The sequence below is a fragment of the Apilactobacillus nanyangensis genome (assembly GCF_016861915.1).
Classification (GTDB): Bacteria; Bacillota; Bacilli; order Lactobacillales; family Lactobacillaceae; genus Apilactobacillus; species Apilactobacillus nanyangensis.
Map to the genome: position 1 here is coordinate 1 of NZ_BOLX01000004.1, position 17,274 is coordinate 17,274.

Here is a 17,274-nt window from a genome sequence, read left to right on the forward strand (position 1 = left end):
GCAGCTAATTTTAATTCTTTAGAAAACATAAAAGAACCCCTTAGGTTAGATTTCTCCAACTCAAGGGGTTCAGTTCACCTTTTTTCAAAGGTGTTTTTTTATTGCGTATTTTTAGAAGAATGATAAGTCGAACTTAGCGACAAACTTTTTGTTTGGACTAATGTTGTTAATTCCAACCTTATGTTCAATCTTACCGTCAGTATGAATATCATCAGCAATTCCCCACCATGGTTCAAGACAAACAAATGGTGCATCCTTAGCTGACCAAATTCCACCATATTCGGTATTATAACCTGTCATAGTAACCCCATGGTTAGAGACATCGCTGCTTAATGTTGTTGTGAATTCACGATTTTTAATTTCAATTACCTTAGCATCGTCGTAAAACAATTCAGGAGATAACTGAATTGGTTGATCTAACTCAATCTTTTCAATGCTTTCTAAATTTGCATAAGGGACGTCAAATTGAATTTGATCATATACTCCCTTGTTATCAAATTTTACAGAATAATCTTCGTATTTTTCGCTGCCATCTTTAAGTAGTGGCAAATTAAATGCAGGATGGGCACCCACTGAAAAGTACATTTCTTTATCATCTGTATTATAAACATTGATGTTGGTGGATAGTTTATGATCAATCAATTCATAACGAACAATCAACTTGAAATTAAAAGGATACATTGATTTAGTTTGATCGTTACTAACAAGTTGTAATTCTATTGAATCATTATTTTGATTAATAACTTCAAATTCCATATCGCGTGCAAAACCATGTTGACCCATTTCAAATGTTTTGCTGTCATAAGTATAATGATTGTCCTTTAAGCGGCCAACAATTGGAAATAGAATTGGCGCATGACGACCCCAATATTTTTTGTCACCAGACCAAATGTATTCAATACCGTTTGCTCCAGTAACGCGATTAATTTCAGCTCCACGTGTATTAATATTAACCTTTAGGTATTCATTACTAATTGTTTTAATCATAATCTCCCCCCTAACTAATCTGTACGTCTATTTTACAATAAAGCGCTTTCATAATGCAATTGTTACGTTAAGATCTTGGGAAAAACTTATTATAATCACGTAGTAAATGCTCATTAGATACATGAGTATAAATCTGAGTGGTTGATAAGCTACTGTGACCAAGTAATTCCTGGACTGTTCTTAAATCAGCACCATTGTTAAGCATTTCTGTGGCAAACGTATGTCTCAACATGTGCGGATGAATGTTAGTCGTTAATGATGTCTGTTTAACAATCTCATCTAAAATGTATTCTACTCCTCGACTGGTCAATTCGTCACCGTACTGGTTTACAAAAACATAATCATGGTGCTTATGATACTTATTAACTAACAAATCACGACAATTAGTTTGATATTCCTTTAACGCTTTAATCAAATAGTTACCAAATGGTAAATATCTTTGTTTATTTCCCTTACCAATTACCTTGATAATTCGATTATCAAAGTCGATATCGCTAAACTGCAAGTTCACACATTCGCTTACACGCATTCCTGTATCGTATAAGATTTCAATGATTGCATAATTTCTGTAACTAAGCATCTCATTTTTGCCATGCTTGGCTGCTTCAAAAAGCTCATATAGTTCTTTTTGATAAAAGAAACGAGGTAAATGATTAGGGTGTTTTTTTAAATTAACCTGATCAAATGGATTTTGTGTGATTACATCATTTCTTTCCAAAAAATGAAAGAAAGAACGAAGTGATGAAATCTTTCTTATAACAGTATTTCTACTTTCATCTCGTTTTTTCAAAATCGTAAGATAGTTACTGACATCCAAATCATCAGTTTGCTGTAAGATACGATCTTCTTCCTCTAACGTTTTTACAAATTCATTGATATCAGATTGATAAGCAATGGCTGTATTATCAGAATATTGACGTTCATTGATTAAATATTCCATGTACCATTCAATTAATTCTTTATCTTGATATTTTTTCATTGTCTATCTCTCTTATCTTATTAAACTAATAGCCCCTAAGAGTTTTAAATCTTTAGGGGCTATTAACTATTTTTGCACGGCTTCTTCGTAATCACCGTTAGGACATACCACTTGGGTACCACCTTTAATCTTCTTTTCTACCAAGAAGTTACCATCCTTTGGACAGTCTCTTCCGATTGGTTTATCCCATGTAACAAAATCACATTCAGGGTATCTTGAACAACCATAGAAGATACGATTCTTCTTTGATTTACGTTCAATAACATCACCCTTTTTACATTTTGGACATGTGACACCAATCTTCTTAACGATAGCTTGTGTGTTTCGACAATCTGGGAATCTAGAACAAGCATAAAACTTACCATATCTTCCCATCTTGATAACCATTGGAGCACCACAGACTTCACAGTTGTAACCAGCTGGTTCGTCTTTAATTTGAACATCTTCCATGTTCTTTTCAGCGTTCTTAACTTCTTTTTCAAATGGTCTGAAGTATTTATCGACAACTTCAACCCAGTTTTGCTTTGCTTCTTCGATTTCATCTAAGTTATTTTCAAGGTCAGCAGTAAATTCAATGTTAACGATATCAGGGAAGTATTCTTCGATGATGTTATTAACGATTTCACCTAATTCAGTAGGTTCGAATCTTCTACCAACTAACTTAACATAGTATCTCTTTTGAATAGTACTCAAAGTTGGTGCAAATGTAGATGGTCTACCTACACCATTTTCTTCAAGTGTTCTGATAAGCTTAGCTTCACTGTATCTAGCAGGTGGTTGAGTGAAGTGTTGATCTGGATTGTTCTTAGCCATCTTCACTTCGTCACCCTTAGCTAGGTCAGGTAAGATATTGTCTTTTTCTTTTCCCTTGTTGTAAACCTTTAAGAAACCTTCAAACTTAAGCTTTGAACCGTTAGCTCGGAAATCAACACCATTTTGTTCCATATCAACTGTCATGGTGTCCATGATAGCAGGAGTCATTTGACTAGCCATGAATCTTGACCAAATCAAGTTGTATAACTTGTATTGATCATTTGTTAGATATTGCTTTAAGCTAGCTGGTGTTCTCTTAACAGAAGTTGGACGAATTGCTTCATGGGCATCTTGAGCACCTTCCGGTAATTTACCCTTAACTGGTTTAGTAGCAGCAAACTCTGCACCATACTTGTCATGAATAAATTCTGATGCTTCATGCTTAGCTAAAGCAGAAATTCTTGTTGAATCAGTTCTCATGTAGGTAATCAAACCTTGGTTACCATCTTTACCAATATTGATACCTTCATACAATTGTTGAGCCGCCATCATTGTCTTACCAGTCTTAAAGTTCAACTTAACGTTAGCGTCTTGTTGCATTGTACTGGTAGTAAATGGTGGTTGAGGTTGTCTCTTACGTTCCTTTTTAACAACGTTTTGAACCTCAAATGGTTTACTTTTATCAAATTTAGCTAAAACAGCTTGAACTTCCTCATTACTATTTAGTTCAGCCTTCTTAGCGTTCACTCCATAAAAACTAGCCTTGAACGCTTCTCGACCCTTCTTCATGTCGGCATCAATGGTCCAATATTCCTTTGGAACGAATTCTTTAATTTCACGTTCTCTTTGGATAATTAACCACAAAGCGATTGATTGAACACGTCCGGCACTTAGACCCTTTTTAACCTTTTTCCATAGTAATGGAGAAATAGAATAACCAACTAAACGGTCTAAAACACGACGAGCTTGTTGAGCATCAACTAAGTTCATGTCAATTTCTCGAGGGTTCTTAAATGCTTCCTTAACAGCATCCTTGGTAATTTCATGGAAAGCAACACGATTCTTATCGTCTTCTTTCAATCCAAGTAAGTGTGATAGATGCCAAGCGATAGATTCTCCTTCTCTATCCGGGTCAGATGCAAGGTAGACATTTTTGGCTTTTTTAGCTTCAGCCTTTAGTTCCTTGATTGTTTCACCTTTACCTCGAATAGAAATGTAATGAGGTTCAAAATCATTATCAACGTCTACGCCCATCTTACTCTTCGGCAAATCTCTAACGTGACCCTTACTAGCGATAACACGGTAGGTTCTACCTAGGTATTTTTGAATGGTTTTAGCCTTGGTTGGAGATTCGACAATCACTAGTTTCTTTTTAGCCGACTGTCTTTTTTTCTTTGTTGTTGATTTTGTAGTAGTCGCCATTTACATCCCTCGTCATTTTATTAATTTAATATCTTCCAAAGGCTAATTATTAATATCTATATTCTTCTAATATGTCTTTGGCAGTAATTACTGGCTTAGCGCCAGCCTGAATTAAATCATTACAACCAACCGATAACTCACTATCAATTCTTCCTGGAACTGATAGAACGTTTCGATTATTTTGTAGTGCTAAATTGGCGGTAATTAAACTACCTGATCTATATTTAGCTTCCGTTACCAATATGGAACGTACCAATCCAGCTATAATTCGATTTCTTTCTGGAAAATGATACCTAGCTGGTCGACAACCAACTGGATATTCACTTAGCAACAAATGATTTTTAGCAATCGTTCGTTGTAGCGATTCATTTTCTCTTGGGTAATATTGATCTAAACCGGTTCCAATCACAGCAATGGTTTTACCATGATTTGCAATTGCTGCCAAGTGAGCTAGTCTATCGACTCCCTTGGCTAGTCCAGAAACAATCGTAATTCCATTACTAATAATATCTGGCATTAACCGCCTAATTACCTCAACTGAATATTCAGTATTATTTCTAGAACCGACAATTGCTAATGCTTTATTTTTTAAAAGCCTTAAATCACCAAAGTAAAATAACACAATTGGTGGCAAATACGCTTCCTTTAAATTCTCCGGATATAAGTCATCTATAATGGTTAACCATTTAACATGATTTATATGATGATCAAGTTCACTATTTAATTTATCACTATTATAGAAATTAATAAATGTTTTTGATTTATTTTTAGATAACATTAATGTTTCTGCAATCTCTTCGGCAGTCATATTTAACTCTTCAGGAATTATCTCATAAGTGCTTTTTAGCCACCTATAAAATCGATATTCCGATTTAATACCAATCCCCTTAGCTAATTTTAGTTTTAATAATAATTCTCTTGTTTTCATATATACCTCCAGTTTTACATGGTATATACGATAAGAATGACTACAATAAATCAGAAATTGGTTTAAAACTTCTTCGATGAATTGGCGTTGCACCATATTTGTGTAAAGCGTCTAAGTGCTTCTTAGTACCGTAACCGGCATTATTGGCAAAATCGTATTCTGAATATTGCTTGTCGTATTGTTTCATTAAGTCATCACGATAGGTTTTTGCTAAGATGCTAGCAGCTGAAACACTAGCACTCTTGGCATCACCCTTGATCAATTTAAGTTGATGAATATCAACATCAATTTGCATTGCATCTACGATAACTTCTTGCGGTAATTCTTTTAATCCTAATACTGCTTCTCTCATCGCTACTCTAGTAGCTTCATAGATATTAATATCATCGATTAATTTGTTATCAGCAATTCCATATGAATAATCAATTGCCTTAGCTTTAATTTGCTCAGCTAATTCATATCTTTTCTTTTCAGAAAGTTGCTTTGAATCATTAACTTCATAGACATCAAAGTCATGAGGTAACACTACTGCACATGTAACCACAGGCCCAGCTAGTGGCCCTCTCCCAACTTCATCGACTCCAGCAATAACATTGATTCCTTCGTTCCAAAATCCATGTTCATACTTTAATCGTTGTTGAAATTCTTCTATTTCATGATTTCTCTTCTCAATCTGTTTGACACGCTGTGTAATTAATTTTTGAACACCAACCCTGCTATCATCTTTATATTTTCGAAGTAATTCAGAGTTTACATCATCGACAGATTTTAAAATTTCTTTGATATCTTTGATTGATTCAGCCATTTTTATTCTTCCTCTTCTTCAGATAGGTCATTAACATCATCAAGCGTAAAACGGCCAATCTTACCTTTTCTGGAATCTAAAATAATTCTCATTGATGCTCTTTCGTAGTCATCTTGCATGCCGACCTTTTTAGTAATCTTCAATAGTAAATCAACGTCGGATAGTTCCATATCATCTTCTGATAGATGGTAACGATCGATTAATTCTTTTGGATTAGTGGTTCTAAAGAAATGAAGAGCAAACAAACCAACATCATCACTGTGGTAAATGCTGTCCTTAATTGCTCCGGTCATCGCTAGCTTGTTAGCAATGTCATCATTTTGGAACTTAGGCCACAAGATTCCTGGGGTATCCAGTAGTTCTAGTTCATCACTAGATTTTAACCATTGTTGACCCTTTGTAACACCGGCACGGTTACCAACTTGAGCAGCACGTCTCTTAACGATTTGGTTCAATAATGTTGACTTACCAACGTTTGGCACCCCGACACAAATTGCACGAATAACCTTCTTGTCGAATCCTTTTTCTTTTGCATCATCAATCTTATCAGCCAAAAGATCCTTAACAACTTTGGTAATATATTTACCAGTAGTGTTTTTCTTTGAATCAATTGCAATTGCAGCATATCCTTGGTTCTTAAAGTATGATAACCATTGGTTGGTAATGTTTGGGTTTGCCAAATCTGCCTTTGTAAGAATCATTAATCTAGGCTTACCTTGACTAATTCTTGCTACTTCCGGGTTGATTGAACTAAATGGGCATCTTGCATCCACCAGTTCAAATACAATATCTACTAAATGAATATTTTCTTCAAATTGACGAATTGCTTTCGCCATATGTCCTGGAAACCATTGAATCATATTTTATCCGCTCCTAACTTATATATATTAATTGTACTATATTAGTCACCAAAAAATGAACCTAAATTCATAGGTTCATTTTTTTAGTGTTTACTATTTTGAAAACTCATCCAAGCATCATCAAAAATGGTCATACTTGGTAAATAACTAGCATTTTCTTCCAAGTATTCTGAAATTTCATCATAATCAGTGGATTGCTTGGGAAATGATTGATCATAAAATGCATTGTTTGCAAATTGAGCAACTGCTTCGGTACTCTTAGGATTACGTTCAGTCATTAAATACTGGTAAAAACTTTTCATAGTTACTCCTTTATTGATTAGGGATTAGGACTTTAAATTCAAAGTCACCTTCACCGTTCATATCAATTTTATTAGCTTGGTATGAAAGTTCTTTTTTACCACCTAACTTGTTGACATGTAGAATGATGCGACTGTTCTTACTATCTAATTCAACCCATTTTGGAATCTTATAATGCTTGCCAACATAACCAATAACAAAACGAGGTGGCACGTTTAGCTTACCAACTTCAAGCTTACTTGCGGTTAGTTCTACATCACCATTACTCAATAGATGTGGATCTAAACTTAATAGGTATCCAACTTTAGAACCTAAGATGGTAATCTTACCATAAACGTATGCTTGCTTGTCTACCCAGAACTTGTAGTCCATGTTTTTTTCTTTCTTTTCGAACTTTTCTAGATAGTAACTTGATAAAGCATTAACTTGTTTTTTATTTAAATTAACACTAATTGGGGTGTTATTTTTGGATGCTGTTCCCATTTGGGGATTTACTGGTTCACTATTCATTTGTTGCCAAGCATAAAATGCACCCCCAAGCAGTACTAATACTAATAAAATGAATAGGTACTTAAATAGTTTTTTCTCTTTTGCTTTTTCCATTACAATTGCCTCTAATTCCAGTCATTATATTTAAATAGTTTAGATACTAATTGTTCTGTCATAAAATTATATCCCTTATTGTTTGGATGGAAATGATCATCTGGAGAAATATAATTGTTTAACTCACCTTTAGTATCATCTAATTTTAAAATGTCCAACGGATTAAAAGTTACTTCATCACTTGATTCAACTAGCTTCTCTTTTTGGGCCTTACTCTTATATTGTCCATAAGATAGTTTGGTTATGTCAACAAAATGAGCTTTTTTATTTCTTAACACAACACCTGAAGTAATTTGATTATACTTCTTAACATATTGATTAATCACCTCAACATTTGCAAAGTATACATAAATTGGATTGTAGATACCAAACACATATATTGGTGCCTTTTTATTTTCTCTGCGAATATCATTCATTAATCTATTTAATTTAGCTTGATAGGTGATGGAAGCTTGTTTCATTCTACTATCAAATTTTGACTTACTATCAACCAACGCATTACTTTGTAAACTTTGTAGTAAGTCATTACCACCAACAGTTAGAACGATAATATTAGCCTTTTTTAAGCCATTTGAAAGGCCTTTAACGTTATTTTTGACACGTTTATCGATTTGATCGCTTCTTTGTCCGGCTATCCCATAATTAACGGACGTAACGTGTTTATAACCCTTTTTATTCAATGCCTGTTTAGTTCTTGATACATACCCACCGGCCTTTTTAGGGTCACCAACTCCCTGTGTTAGTGAATCACCTAAGGCAACAATTGATACTTTTTTGTTCTTGTTAACATTAGTAATTTTGGTCTTATGTTTAACATTTGAATAAACCTGATAGCTCACTCCTGCTATCCCAAATACTAAAATCAAAAATAGTATAAATTTAAATATTTTTTTCATAATAATCACCCCATAAAAAAAGGTTATGTAGTAATCCATAACCTTTCTTTATTATTTTATTTACGTTCAAATATTTCAAAACGGTATGGATAAATATTTTTATCATCAATGATTCCTTCTTTGGTTGATACTAAATCAAATTGATTGTAATCAATTTCTGGCATTTGAGTATCACCTTCAAAGTCGTGGTCGATTACTGTCTTGTATAAACGATCAACGTATGGAAGTAATTCAGCAAAAATTTTTGCACCACCAACAACGAAAATTTCCTTATCACTAAACTTTTTGGCAAAAGCTAGGAATTCATCTAGCGTGTTAAAGACAACAACGTCGTTAGGATATTCACTTTTATCATGACTAGTTAATACTGTGTTTAAACGATTTGGTAGTGGACGTTTAAAGCTCTCGTATGTTGTTCTTCCTGCCATGATGATTTGATGTGTGGTAGTTTCTTTAAAATACTTCATATCAGCTGGCAAATGCCAAGGTAATCCGCCATTTAACCCAATAATATGATTATCTGATTCAGCCCATAAAAATGAAATCATTAGTAATATTCCCCTTTATTATTTATACAGCAACTGGTGCCTTAATTGGATCATGATGTTTATAATCGATTACTTTAATGTCATCCATATCGTAATCAAAAATACTTTCCTTGTCAGGATTTAACCATAGCTTAGGTGCTTCATATGGTTCTCTACTCAATTGTTCTTCAATTTGAGAAACATGGTTTGAGTAAATATGAGCATCCCCTAAAGTATGAATAAATTCACCAGGTTCTAATCCACATTCCTTAGCAATCAGTGAAGTTAATAGTGCGTAACTTGCAATATTAAATGGTACCCCTAAGAAGATGTCACCGGAACGTTGGTATAATTGACAGCTTAACTTACCATCGTTGACATAAAATTGGAACATTGTATGGCAAGGTGGTAATGCAACAAAAGGAATGTCTTCTGGATTCCATGCTGAAACAATTAATCTTCTTGAATCAGGATTTTTCTTAATTTGGTCGATTACATTTTGAATTTGATCAATGGTGCCACCAGTAGTTGTCTTCCATTTACGCCATTGACTACCATAAACAAGTCCTAAATCTCCGTATTTCTTGGCAAATTCGTCATCTTCAACAATTCTTTGACAGAACTTTCTCTTTTCAGCTAGGTATTGTTTCTTAAATTCCGCATCCTTTTCGGCTCTTAAACCAAAATCGGTCATGTCCGGTCCAGTGTATTCATCTGATTCAACCCAGTTTTTAAAAGCCCATTCATCCCAGATGTGGTTCTTGTGCTTTAGTAAGAATTGAATATTAGTGTCACCACGTAAGAACCATAATAATTCACTCTTGATTAGGCCAAAAGGAACCTTCTTGGTAGTTAATAAAGGAAAACCTTTTGATAGGTCAAAACGCATTTGGTACCCAAATGTACTAATTGTCCCTGTTCCTGTTCTATCTTCCTTACGATGGCCATTTTCTAATACGTACTTGGCAAGATTTAAATAAGCATCTTCTAACATGTCATTACCCCTATTCAACATATTCGCTTAAATATTCCCAGCGACTAATCTTCTCGTCGGACTGTTTATTTAAGTCGTCAATCTTTAATTGTGTTTCAGCTAGTTTATCATAATCATTTCCCAAATGGGTCATTTCTTCTTTCAATTGACTGATTTGTTGATCCAAATCATCAATGTCTTTTTCTAACTGATCGTATTCCATTTGTTCAGCATAAGTCAGTTTCTTCTTGGTAGTCTTTTCTTCTGCTGGTTGTTGTTCTTCTTTTTTCTTTGCAGCATGTTCAACATGTGCTTGTTTCTTTTCTGTCTTGTTTTGTTCGGCTGATTGCTTCAAGTAGTCAGTGAACAAGCCGACATGACTTTCAATATCGCCATCACCGTTAAAGATTAATAGACGGTTTGCAACCTTGTCTAAGAAGTAACGGTCATGAGAAACGGTGATTACAGTTCCACTAAAGTGTGAAATATAATCTTCTAGCACCGTTAATGTAGAGATATCCAAGTCATTGGTTGGTTCATCAAGTAGTAAAACGTTTGGTTGTTGCATCAATAGTTTTAGTAAATACAAACGACGTTTTTCCCCACCGGACAACTTACGAATCAATGTTCCGTGCATGAACTTTGGAAATAGGAATTGTTCCAATAAGTCGGTAACACTAATCTTATTTCCAGTGTTATCAGTAACGTGTTCCCCAACATCTGTTAAATAGTTGATTACACGTTTGTCTTCTGGAATTGGTTCAGTTTGTTGTGTGTAATAAGCCATCTTAACTGTTTCACCAATTTCAATGGTTCCACTATCTAATGGTAACTTCCCGGTAATTACGTTTAATAGTGATGATTTACCAGCACCATTTTCACCTGAAATACCGATTCTTTCATTTCGTTGAACCAAATCACTAAAGTTCTTCAAAATCGTCTTATTGTTTAGGATTAAGTTAGCATCTTTAATTTCGATAACCTTTTTCCCTAATCGTTGTTGACCCAGGTTGATGTCGATATCTTCTTCTGTCTGTAGGTTACCAACATTTTCTTTTAGGTCATTAAAACGATTAATTCTGGCTTGTTGTTTGGTTGTTCTGGCCTTAGCACCCTTTTTCATCCAAGCTAATTCTTGTTTGTAAAGTTTTTGCTTTTTATGTTCAGCAGCAACTTCTAGGTCAACTCGTTCGGCCTTTTGTCCCAAATAATCTTGGTAATTACCTGTGTATTCGTAAAGACTTCCAAATGATAGTTCCCAAATCTTGTTAGCAATTTGATCTAAGAAGTATCTATCATGGGTTACGAATAGTAAAGCACCCTTATATTTAGCAAGATATTCTTGTAACCATTCGATTGAGTCAAAATCTAAATGATTGGTAGGTTCGTCTAAGATTAACAAATCAGGTGATTGAATTAACACTTGGGCTAAACCAACACGTCTCTTTTGTCCCCCTGATAGTGTGCTAACCACTTGGTTAACATCATCAATCTTTAATTGGGTCAAGATAGTCTTAACATCGTTTTCAGCATTCCATGCATCTTCTTCGTTCATCTTGGCTTCGGCATCAAGGTATTGTCTTTCTGCCTTTGGATCGTCTGGATGATTGGAATAGTTTTGTAAGGTTTGTTCATATCTTCTGATGGTGTTAAAAATATCCTGACTTCCAGCAAAGACAGCTTCCAAAATAGTCAATGATTCGTCTAATTTTGGTTGTTGTTTTAAGTAACCAATTGTGTATGTCTTTGAAGTGATAATTTCACCAGTAGAATCAATATCTTCCTGTGATAAAACATTTAAAAGTGATGACTTACCACTACCATTGGTCCCAATTAAACCAATTCGATCTTGTTCGTTGATGATGAAATCTAAATCCTTGAATAAGGTCTTTTCACCATATGTTTTAGTTAAAGCTTCCGCTCTTAACGTTTGCATGTAATCACTCTTTCACAATTTTTTTCGCAGCTTCAATTAATTCAGCTTTTTCGTTGTGGAATTCTCCGTTCACAATTCCAGTTTCAATTGCATATAATATTTTACCCAATGCTGGTCCTGGTTTGACGATACCATTCTTAATCAGGTCACCACCATTGACTGCAATTTCCTTTTTGTTCTTGATTGGTAAGGCATCGTATTGAGATACTAAATCTTCTTCAGACTTGGCAAATCCATACATTTTAGCAATGTGGTTAGCCAAAACTAGAAGTTCCTTGCCAGTTTCATACATCGCCCATTTATCTAAAGAATCATCCCTTAGCTTTTCTATGGTCTTTGTACAAATTTCTGTATTTTTAATGATATCGTTAGAAGCCTTCCATGACTTTAGAAAACTGGTGATACCAACTCGATCAAGTCCAAACTCAAATGATAGCAATGACCATACGGAAACCTCATCGGATAAGTTTAAATCATCAATTTTAGCAATTGTTTCCAATTCGTTTTGATGACTAGCAAATCCAGGAACGTATTTATACATGTCAGTATTAATCATGTCCAAAATTCCCTGCTTAGGTCTTTTGGCCATCATCATCTTAACAAATTCGGTATAAATTCGTTCTACCGCAATTTTTTCTAACAATGCACTGTTTGATTTGATTGCCGCTAGTGTTTCTGATTCGATAACAAAATCTAGTTTACTGGCAAATCTAACCGCACGCATCATCCTTAATGCATCTTCATGGAAACGTTCGTTAGGGCTACCCACAGCTCTAATCAAATGATTCTTTAAGTCAGTTAAACCATCGAACAAATCAGTAACATCCCCATTTTCTCTCATTGCAAATGCATTAATTGTAAAATCACGACGCTTTAAGTCTTCCGCAAGTGATCTTACAAATTCTACCTTGTCCGGACGTCTATAGTCTTGGTATCCTGACTCAGTCCTAAAAGTGGTAATTTCATAACCCTTTTTTTCGTGAATTACCATTACAGTACCGTGTTCAATTCCGGTATCAACCGTTTTTTTGAATATCTTTTTAATTTCTTCGGGGTAAGCACTGGTTGCGATATCAACATCATGAATGTCTAGTCCTAATATTGTGTCACGAACACTTCCGCCAACAAAATAAGCTTCAAAACCAGCATCTTCAATTTTTTGCATCACTGGACGAGCTTTTTCAAATTCGTTCGGTAAGTTTTCTATCTTCATCTTTATACCTACTCTCAATACAATCTATATTAAATATTAACAGATTAGCATTACAATTTACAGATTGAAGTTTGCTAACTTTAGTGCTGTAATAGGAATAAATAACTATTAGGAGTTGAACTGGCCATATGTCTAATGATTATCCATATCAAGATACTTTTGAGATTGATTTACAAAATAAAGGCTTAGCAAAAGTAACTATTAACGAATACACCAAAATCCTTTCTGACATGTTTGACTACCTATCCGATTTCAATAAGGGATATCAAGAAAATCATAAAGTTAGTAACTTGTTTAATCGTGATATTGAAGAATATCTTCAAATGCTTTTAAGCGAACGAAAAATTAACCACAACACCTATAACAAGGTCCTATCGCACATTAATGTCTATTTTAATTACCTGTTCACCCATCAATTGAATAGTAATTTACCTACAATCGATATTAAGGGCTTAAAACACGAATCTAAGAGTGAGTTAGATGCTTCTTGGATAGATAAGCTAAATGATATTCTAGCTGACGCAAACGTCCATTTTTACGCTAGAATGACTGTCCTACTGATTAGTAAAGGATTCAAATCAGAAGAATTCCTTCAACCAGGTTTTTATCGATTATTTAATCAAATTACATTCTCGGATGAGGAAAAAGTATTCGTCAACCTATTTTATAAATTCATTCAACCAATTCAATTAAAACAAAACAGTGAAGATATCTTTTTAAAACAACGACTTTCTAAGGATCCCCACATCACTTCTGCTGGATTGCATAAATACCTAACGCCTAGCGAACAATATCTAGGATTCTCACTTAGTCCATCAGAATTATTCAAGGGTTATGTCGTTGATTTCATTAAAAAAAATCCAGACCTAAGTGACTCAAAACTATCAAGTCAATTAAATCTGGATTTATCATCGATTAATTACTACAAAGGATTAATCAAAAAAGACTAATCGTCCATGTATTCATCAAGCATAAATGCAGCTTCATCATCATTTGGTTGAAGTTGAACATACTTTTTAAGAAGTTCATAAGAATTATCACGATCACCGTATTCACGGAAGAATAATGCTGCTTGTTTCAAGAAACTAGCATTATCAGAGAAATATGGTTTGGCCGCTAAGTAATTCTTGTGAGCTTCTTTTAGTTTATCTAACTTGTCGTATGAAATAGCTAGATTCCAGTAGAATTGAGGATCCAATTCGTGATTTTCAATGTAACTATTCAACAATTTAATGTTTTCTTCATAGTCTTCCTTGGCAACCAATAAATTGGACATTTCCAAAACAATTTCAATATCATCTGGATCAATTTCATTTCCTTGTTGTAGGTATCCCAATGCTTCATCGTTTTCAGAAAGTTTCAGTGCTTCTCGTGCTGTTGCTAAGAATAGCTTTTCGTTGTATTGGTCAACACTTAGTCCTTCTTGCAATACACGATATGCTTCTTCTTGTTTGTTCACAGCATCTAACGCTTGACCTAAGTAAGGATAAAGGGTTGCATATTGTGGATCAGAATCACGAAGTTCTTCAAATAAATCAATTGCTTCATCGTATTCCTTTAGTTGTAGGTAAGTGAACGCTGTTTCAAACTTAACGTCAGACGACATATCAATTGTCTTAATTTGCTTTAGGTAACCAATTGCATTTTCGAAGTTACTGTCGTTAGCATATGAAATCCCAATTCTTTCAACAATGTTAACAGCTGATAGATTGGTAATTCCCTTCTTTATCAAACTTAAATACAAAGGAATGGCCTTATTGTATTCACCCATTGTGTAATACAATTCCGCCAACGCAAATGTGATTACTTCTTCGTCAGGGGCTAATTTTTTAGCTTCTAGCAACTTTTCGCGACTAACTTCGAATAACTCTTGAGTTTGATATAAGTCGGCTTGAACCATCAAAGATTGAAGATAAGCAGGTGAATCCTTGCTAATCTTGCTTAATTGTTCCAAAGCCTCATCAGTATTTCCTTCACTAATTAAAATGTCAGCGATGTCAGTTCTTAGTTCGTCTTCATCAGGGAACTTCTTCAATAACTTTTCATATAGTTCTTTTGCTTGGTTGGTGAAACCATATGAGTAAAGTTCCTCAGCAAGTGAGTACACCATTTCATCGCTATCATGGTGTAATGCTAGATTATATTGTTTATTAAATTCATCGATTTTTCCTTCTTCAAGGAATTCTAGTGCTTTTTGTGAGTAGCTCAAAAATCTCGCTCCTATCATTTAAAACATATAAAAAAGGCCAGTCCGCAAAAAACGAACTAGCCTAATTATAGCATACTGTTATTATTTAACAGCATCCTTTAAAGCCTTACCTGGTTTGAATGCAGGTACTTTGCTTGCAGGAATTTGAATTTCTGCACCAGTTTGAGGGTTACGACCCTTACGAGCAGCACGTTCACGTACTTCGAAGTTACCGAAGCCGATTAATTGTACTTTTTCGCCCTTAGCCAAACTACCTTGGATTGAATCAAATACAGCATCAACTGCTGCAGTTGCATCCTTCTTAGTTAAACCAGTTTTAGTAGCAACACTACTTACTAATTCTGCCTTGTTAGCCATGTGTGTTTCACCTCCCACAATGTTCGGAAAACAATCTATGCTTTTCGACTTATGTAATCACAACAAATTAATGTCATTACATTTATTCAAGATATCACATAAATGCCCGCAATTCAACGATTTTTAATATTTTTTAGTACAAAATATTAAAATATTTTCCTAAATATCCTTTATTACTTACGTTTTCTAGAAATGATTTTAATCGGAGTCCCAGAAAAGTCAAAGTGTTCTCTAATTTGATTTTCGATATATCTTCTATATGAGAAATGCATTAATTCTTCATCATTTACAAAGATAACAATGGTAGGTGGTTCACTAGTAACTTGGGTTGCGTAGTAAATACGTAATTTTCTACCATTGATGCTTGGAGTTGGTGTCATGGCAATCGCATCCATCAAGACATCATTTAACATTGATGAAGAAATACGCTTAGCATGGTTATCATAAACACGCTTGATCAGGTCAGGAATTTGACTTAAGCGTTGTTTAGTCTTAGCTGAAACAAACAAGATTGGAGCATATGATAGGTATTGGAATTGACTTCTAATCCCTGCTTCAAATTCTTGTTGTGTCTTACTGGTCTTCTTCAAAGTATCCCATTTGTTAACAATGATGATGACACCTTTTCCACCTTCGTGGGCATATCCAGCAATACGCTTATCTTGTTCACGAATACCTTCTTCAGCATTTAAAACGATTAAAGCTACATCACTATTATCGATGGCTTTCATTGCTCTCATAACTGAATATCTTTCAGTATTTTCGTAAACTTTACCACGTTTTCTCAATCCGGCAGTATCCACCATAGTGAATTCTTGACCATCTTGTTCAAATTCGGTATTAATTGCATCTCTAGTTGTTCCGGCAACGTTTGAAACGATTACTCTATCTTCACCTAGAATGGCGTTAACAAGTGAAGATTTACCAACATTAGGACGTCCAATCAAGCTGAACTTGATGTTATCTTCATTTTCTTCTTCTGTTTTTTCATCGAAGTTCTTAATAACTTCATCTAATAAGTCACCAAGACCTAATCCATGAGCACCAGAAATTGGATATGGATCTCCAAATCCTAAGGAATAAAAGTCATAGATGTTAGCACGGCTTTCAAAGTTATCAACTTTGTTAACTGCTAAAACAATTGGCTTATTGGTTCTGTATAAAATTCTAGCAATGTTGTCATCGGCGTTTGTAATTCCTTCTTTTCCATTGACCATGAAAATAATTACATCAGCTTCATCAATTGCGATTTCTGCTTGCGCAGTTATTTGTTTTACGAATGGTTGATCACCGATTTCAATACCACCGGTATCAATCATACTAAATTCGTGCCCTAACCATTCACCGTGAGAATAGATTCTATCTCTGGTAACACCAGGAGTGTCTTCAACAATAGAAATTCGTTCCCCAGCGATACGGTTAAAAATTGTTGATTTTCCAACATTTGGTTTTCCAACAATTGCAACTGTAGGTAAACTCATTTAATATTCACCCTTTCTTTCATAATGAAAAAAATATCCTTCACC

At 34.5% G+C, this 17,274-nt stretch carries 17 protein-coding genes; 1 reads left to right on the top strand and 16 read right to left on the bottom strand.

The features are described from left to right. Positions 1 to 111: 111 nt before the first annotated feature. From JUD45_RS01540 to JUD45_RS01600, 13 genes are all read right to left on the bottom strand, one after another. Positions 112 to 987, bottom strand: a complete 876-nt coding sequence (locus JUD45_RS01540; RefSeq protein ID WP_138727163.1) for an aldose 1-epimerase family protein — start codon at positions 985 to 987, stop codon at positions 112 to 114. Positions 988 to 1,054: 67 nt separating this feature from the next. Beyond that, positions 1,055 to 1,966 (bottom strand): tyrosine recombinase XerC, encoded by a 912-nt coding sequence (xerC, locus tag JUD45_RS01545; protein ID WP_203619531.1) that lies wholly within the window; start codon positions 1,964 to 1,966, stop codon positions 1,055 to 1,057. 66 nt (positions 1,967 to 2,032) lie between these two features. Further along, positions 2,033 to 4,141 carry a type I DNA topoisomerase gene (topA, locus tag JUD45_RS01550; RefSeq protein WP_203619532.1) on the bottom strand — a complete coding sequence of 703 codons (2,109 nt, stop codon included), beginning with the start codon at positions 4,139 to 4,141 and terminating at the stop codon, positions 2,033 to 2,035. A gap of 49 nt (positions 4,142 to 4,190) precedes the next feature. Then, complete coding sequence (gene dprA, locus JUD45_RS01555; RefSeq protein WP_138727160.1) at positions 4,191 to 5,069, bottom strand: DNA-processing protein DprA; 879 nt, start codon at positions 5,067 to 5,069, stop codon at positions 4,191 to 4,193. A 40-nt stretch (positions 5,070 to 5,109) separates the two neighbouring features. Then, positions 5,110 to 5,874: a ribonuclease HII gene (gene rnhB, locus JUD45_RS01560; RefSeq protein WP_138727159.1), complete on the bottom strand. Its 765-nt coding sequence runs from the start codon at positions 5,872 to 5,874 to the stop codon at positions 5,110 to 5,112. Between the two features lie 2 nt (positions 5,875 to 5,876). Then, positions 5,877 to 6,734, bottom strand: a complete 858-nt coding sequence (gene ylqF / locus JUD45_RS01565; RefSeq protein WP_138727158.1) for a ribosome biogenesis GTPase YlqF — start codon at positions 6,732 to 6,734, stop codon at positions 5,877 to 5,879. Between the two features lie 83 nt (positions 6,735 to 6,817). Continuing rightward, positions 6,818 to 7,036: a YozE family protein gene (locus JUD45_RS01570; protein WP_138727157.1), complete on the bottom strand. Its 219-nt coding sequence runs from the start codon at positions 7,034 to 7,036 to the stop codon at positions 6,818 to 6,820. A 10-nt stretch (positions 7,037 to 7,046) separates the two neighbouring features. Further along, positions 7,047 to 7,637 carry a YpmS family protein gene (locus JUD45_RS01575; RefSeq protein ID WP_138727156.1) on the bottom strand — a complete coding sequence of 197 codons (591 nt, stop codon included), beginning with the start codon at positions 7,635 to 7,637 and terminating at the stop codon, positions 7,047 to 7,049. A gap of 11 nt (positions 7,638 to 7,648) precedes the next feature. Further along, the gene (locus tag JUD45_RS01580) at positions 7,649 to 8,533 is read right to left on the bottom strand and encodes a GDSL-type esterase/lipase family protein (protein WP_190246330.1); all 885 of its coding nucleotides are present in this window, start codon (positions 8,531 to 8,533) and stop codon (positions 7,649 to 7,651) included. A 56-nt stretch (positions 8,534 to 8,589) separates the two neighbouring features. Further along, positions 8,590 to 9,081, bottom strand: coding sequence for a dihydrofolate reductase (locus JUD45_RS01585; protein ID WP_138727154.1), 492 nt, complete (start codon positions 9,079 to 9,081; stop codon positions 8,590 to 8,592). Positions 9,082 to 9,103: 22 nt separating this feature from the next. Then, positions 9,104 to 10,054, bottom strand: a complete 951-nt coding sequence (locus JUD45_RS01590; protein WP_138727153.1) for a thymidylate synthase — start codon at positions 10,052 to 10,054, stop codon at positions 9,104 to 9,106. A 10-nt stretch (positions 10,055 to 10,064) separates the two neighbouring features. Beyond that, the gene (locus JUD45_RS01595; RefSeq protein ID WP_203619533.1) at positions 10,065 to 11,969 is read right to left on the bottom strand and encodes an ABC-F family ATP-binding cassette domain-containing protein; all 1,905 of its coding nucleotides are present in this window, start codon (positions 11,967 to 11,969) and stop codon (positions 10,065 to 10,067) included. Between the two features lie 4 nt (positions 11,970 to 11,973). Continuing rightward, the gene (locus JUD45_RS01600) at positions 11,974 to 13,182 is read right to left on the bottom strand and encodes a CCA tRNA nucleotidyltransferase (protein ID WP_138727151.1); all 1,209 of its coding nucleotides are present in this window, start codon (positions 13,180 to 13,182) and stop codon (positions 11,974 to 11,976) included. 128 nt (positions 13,183 to 13,310) lie between these two features. On the opposite strand from JUD45_RS01600, the gene JUD45_RS01605 reads away from it, so the two are divergent. After that, complete coding sequence (locus tag JUD45_RS01605; protein WP_138727150.1) at positions 13,311 to 14,132, top strand: phage integrase N-terminal SAM-like domain-containing protein; 822 nt, start codon at positions 13,311 to 13,313, stop codon at positions 14,130 to 14,132. Here the strand turns inward: JUD45_RS01605 and JUD45_RS01610 are convergent. From JUD45_RS01610 to der, 3 genes are all read right to left on the bottom strand, one after another. Continuing rightward, entirely contained in the window at positions 14,129 to 15,391 is a 1,263-nt protein-coding gene (locus JUD45_RS01610; RefSeq protein WP_138727149.1) for a tetratricopeptide repeat protein, read from the bottom strand. The genes JUD45_RS01605 and JUD45_RS01610 overlap by 4 nt on opposite strands. 81 nt (positions 15,392 to 15,472) lie before the next feature. Further along, positions 15,473 to 15,748 (bottom strand): non-specific DNA-binding protein Hbs, encoded by a 276-nt coding sequence (locus JUD45_RS01615; protein WP_034530808.1) that lies wholly within the window; start codon positions 15,746 to 15,748, stop codon positions 15,473 to 15,475. A 173-nt stretch (positions 15,749 to 15,921) separates the two neighbouring features. Then, positions 15,922 to 17,229, bottom strand: coding sequence for a ribosome biogenesis GTPase Der (gene der, locus JUD45_RS01620; protein ID WP_138727148.1), 1,308 nt, complete (start codon positions 17,227 to 17,229; stop codon positions 15,922 to 15,924). Positions 17,230 to 17,274: the final 45 nt, after the last annotated feature.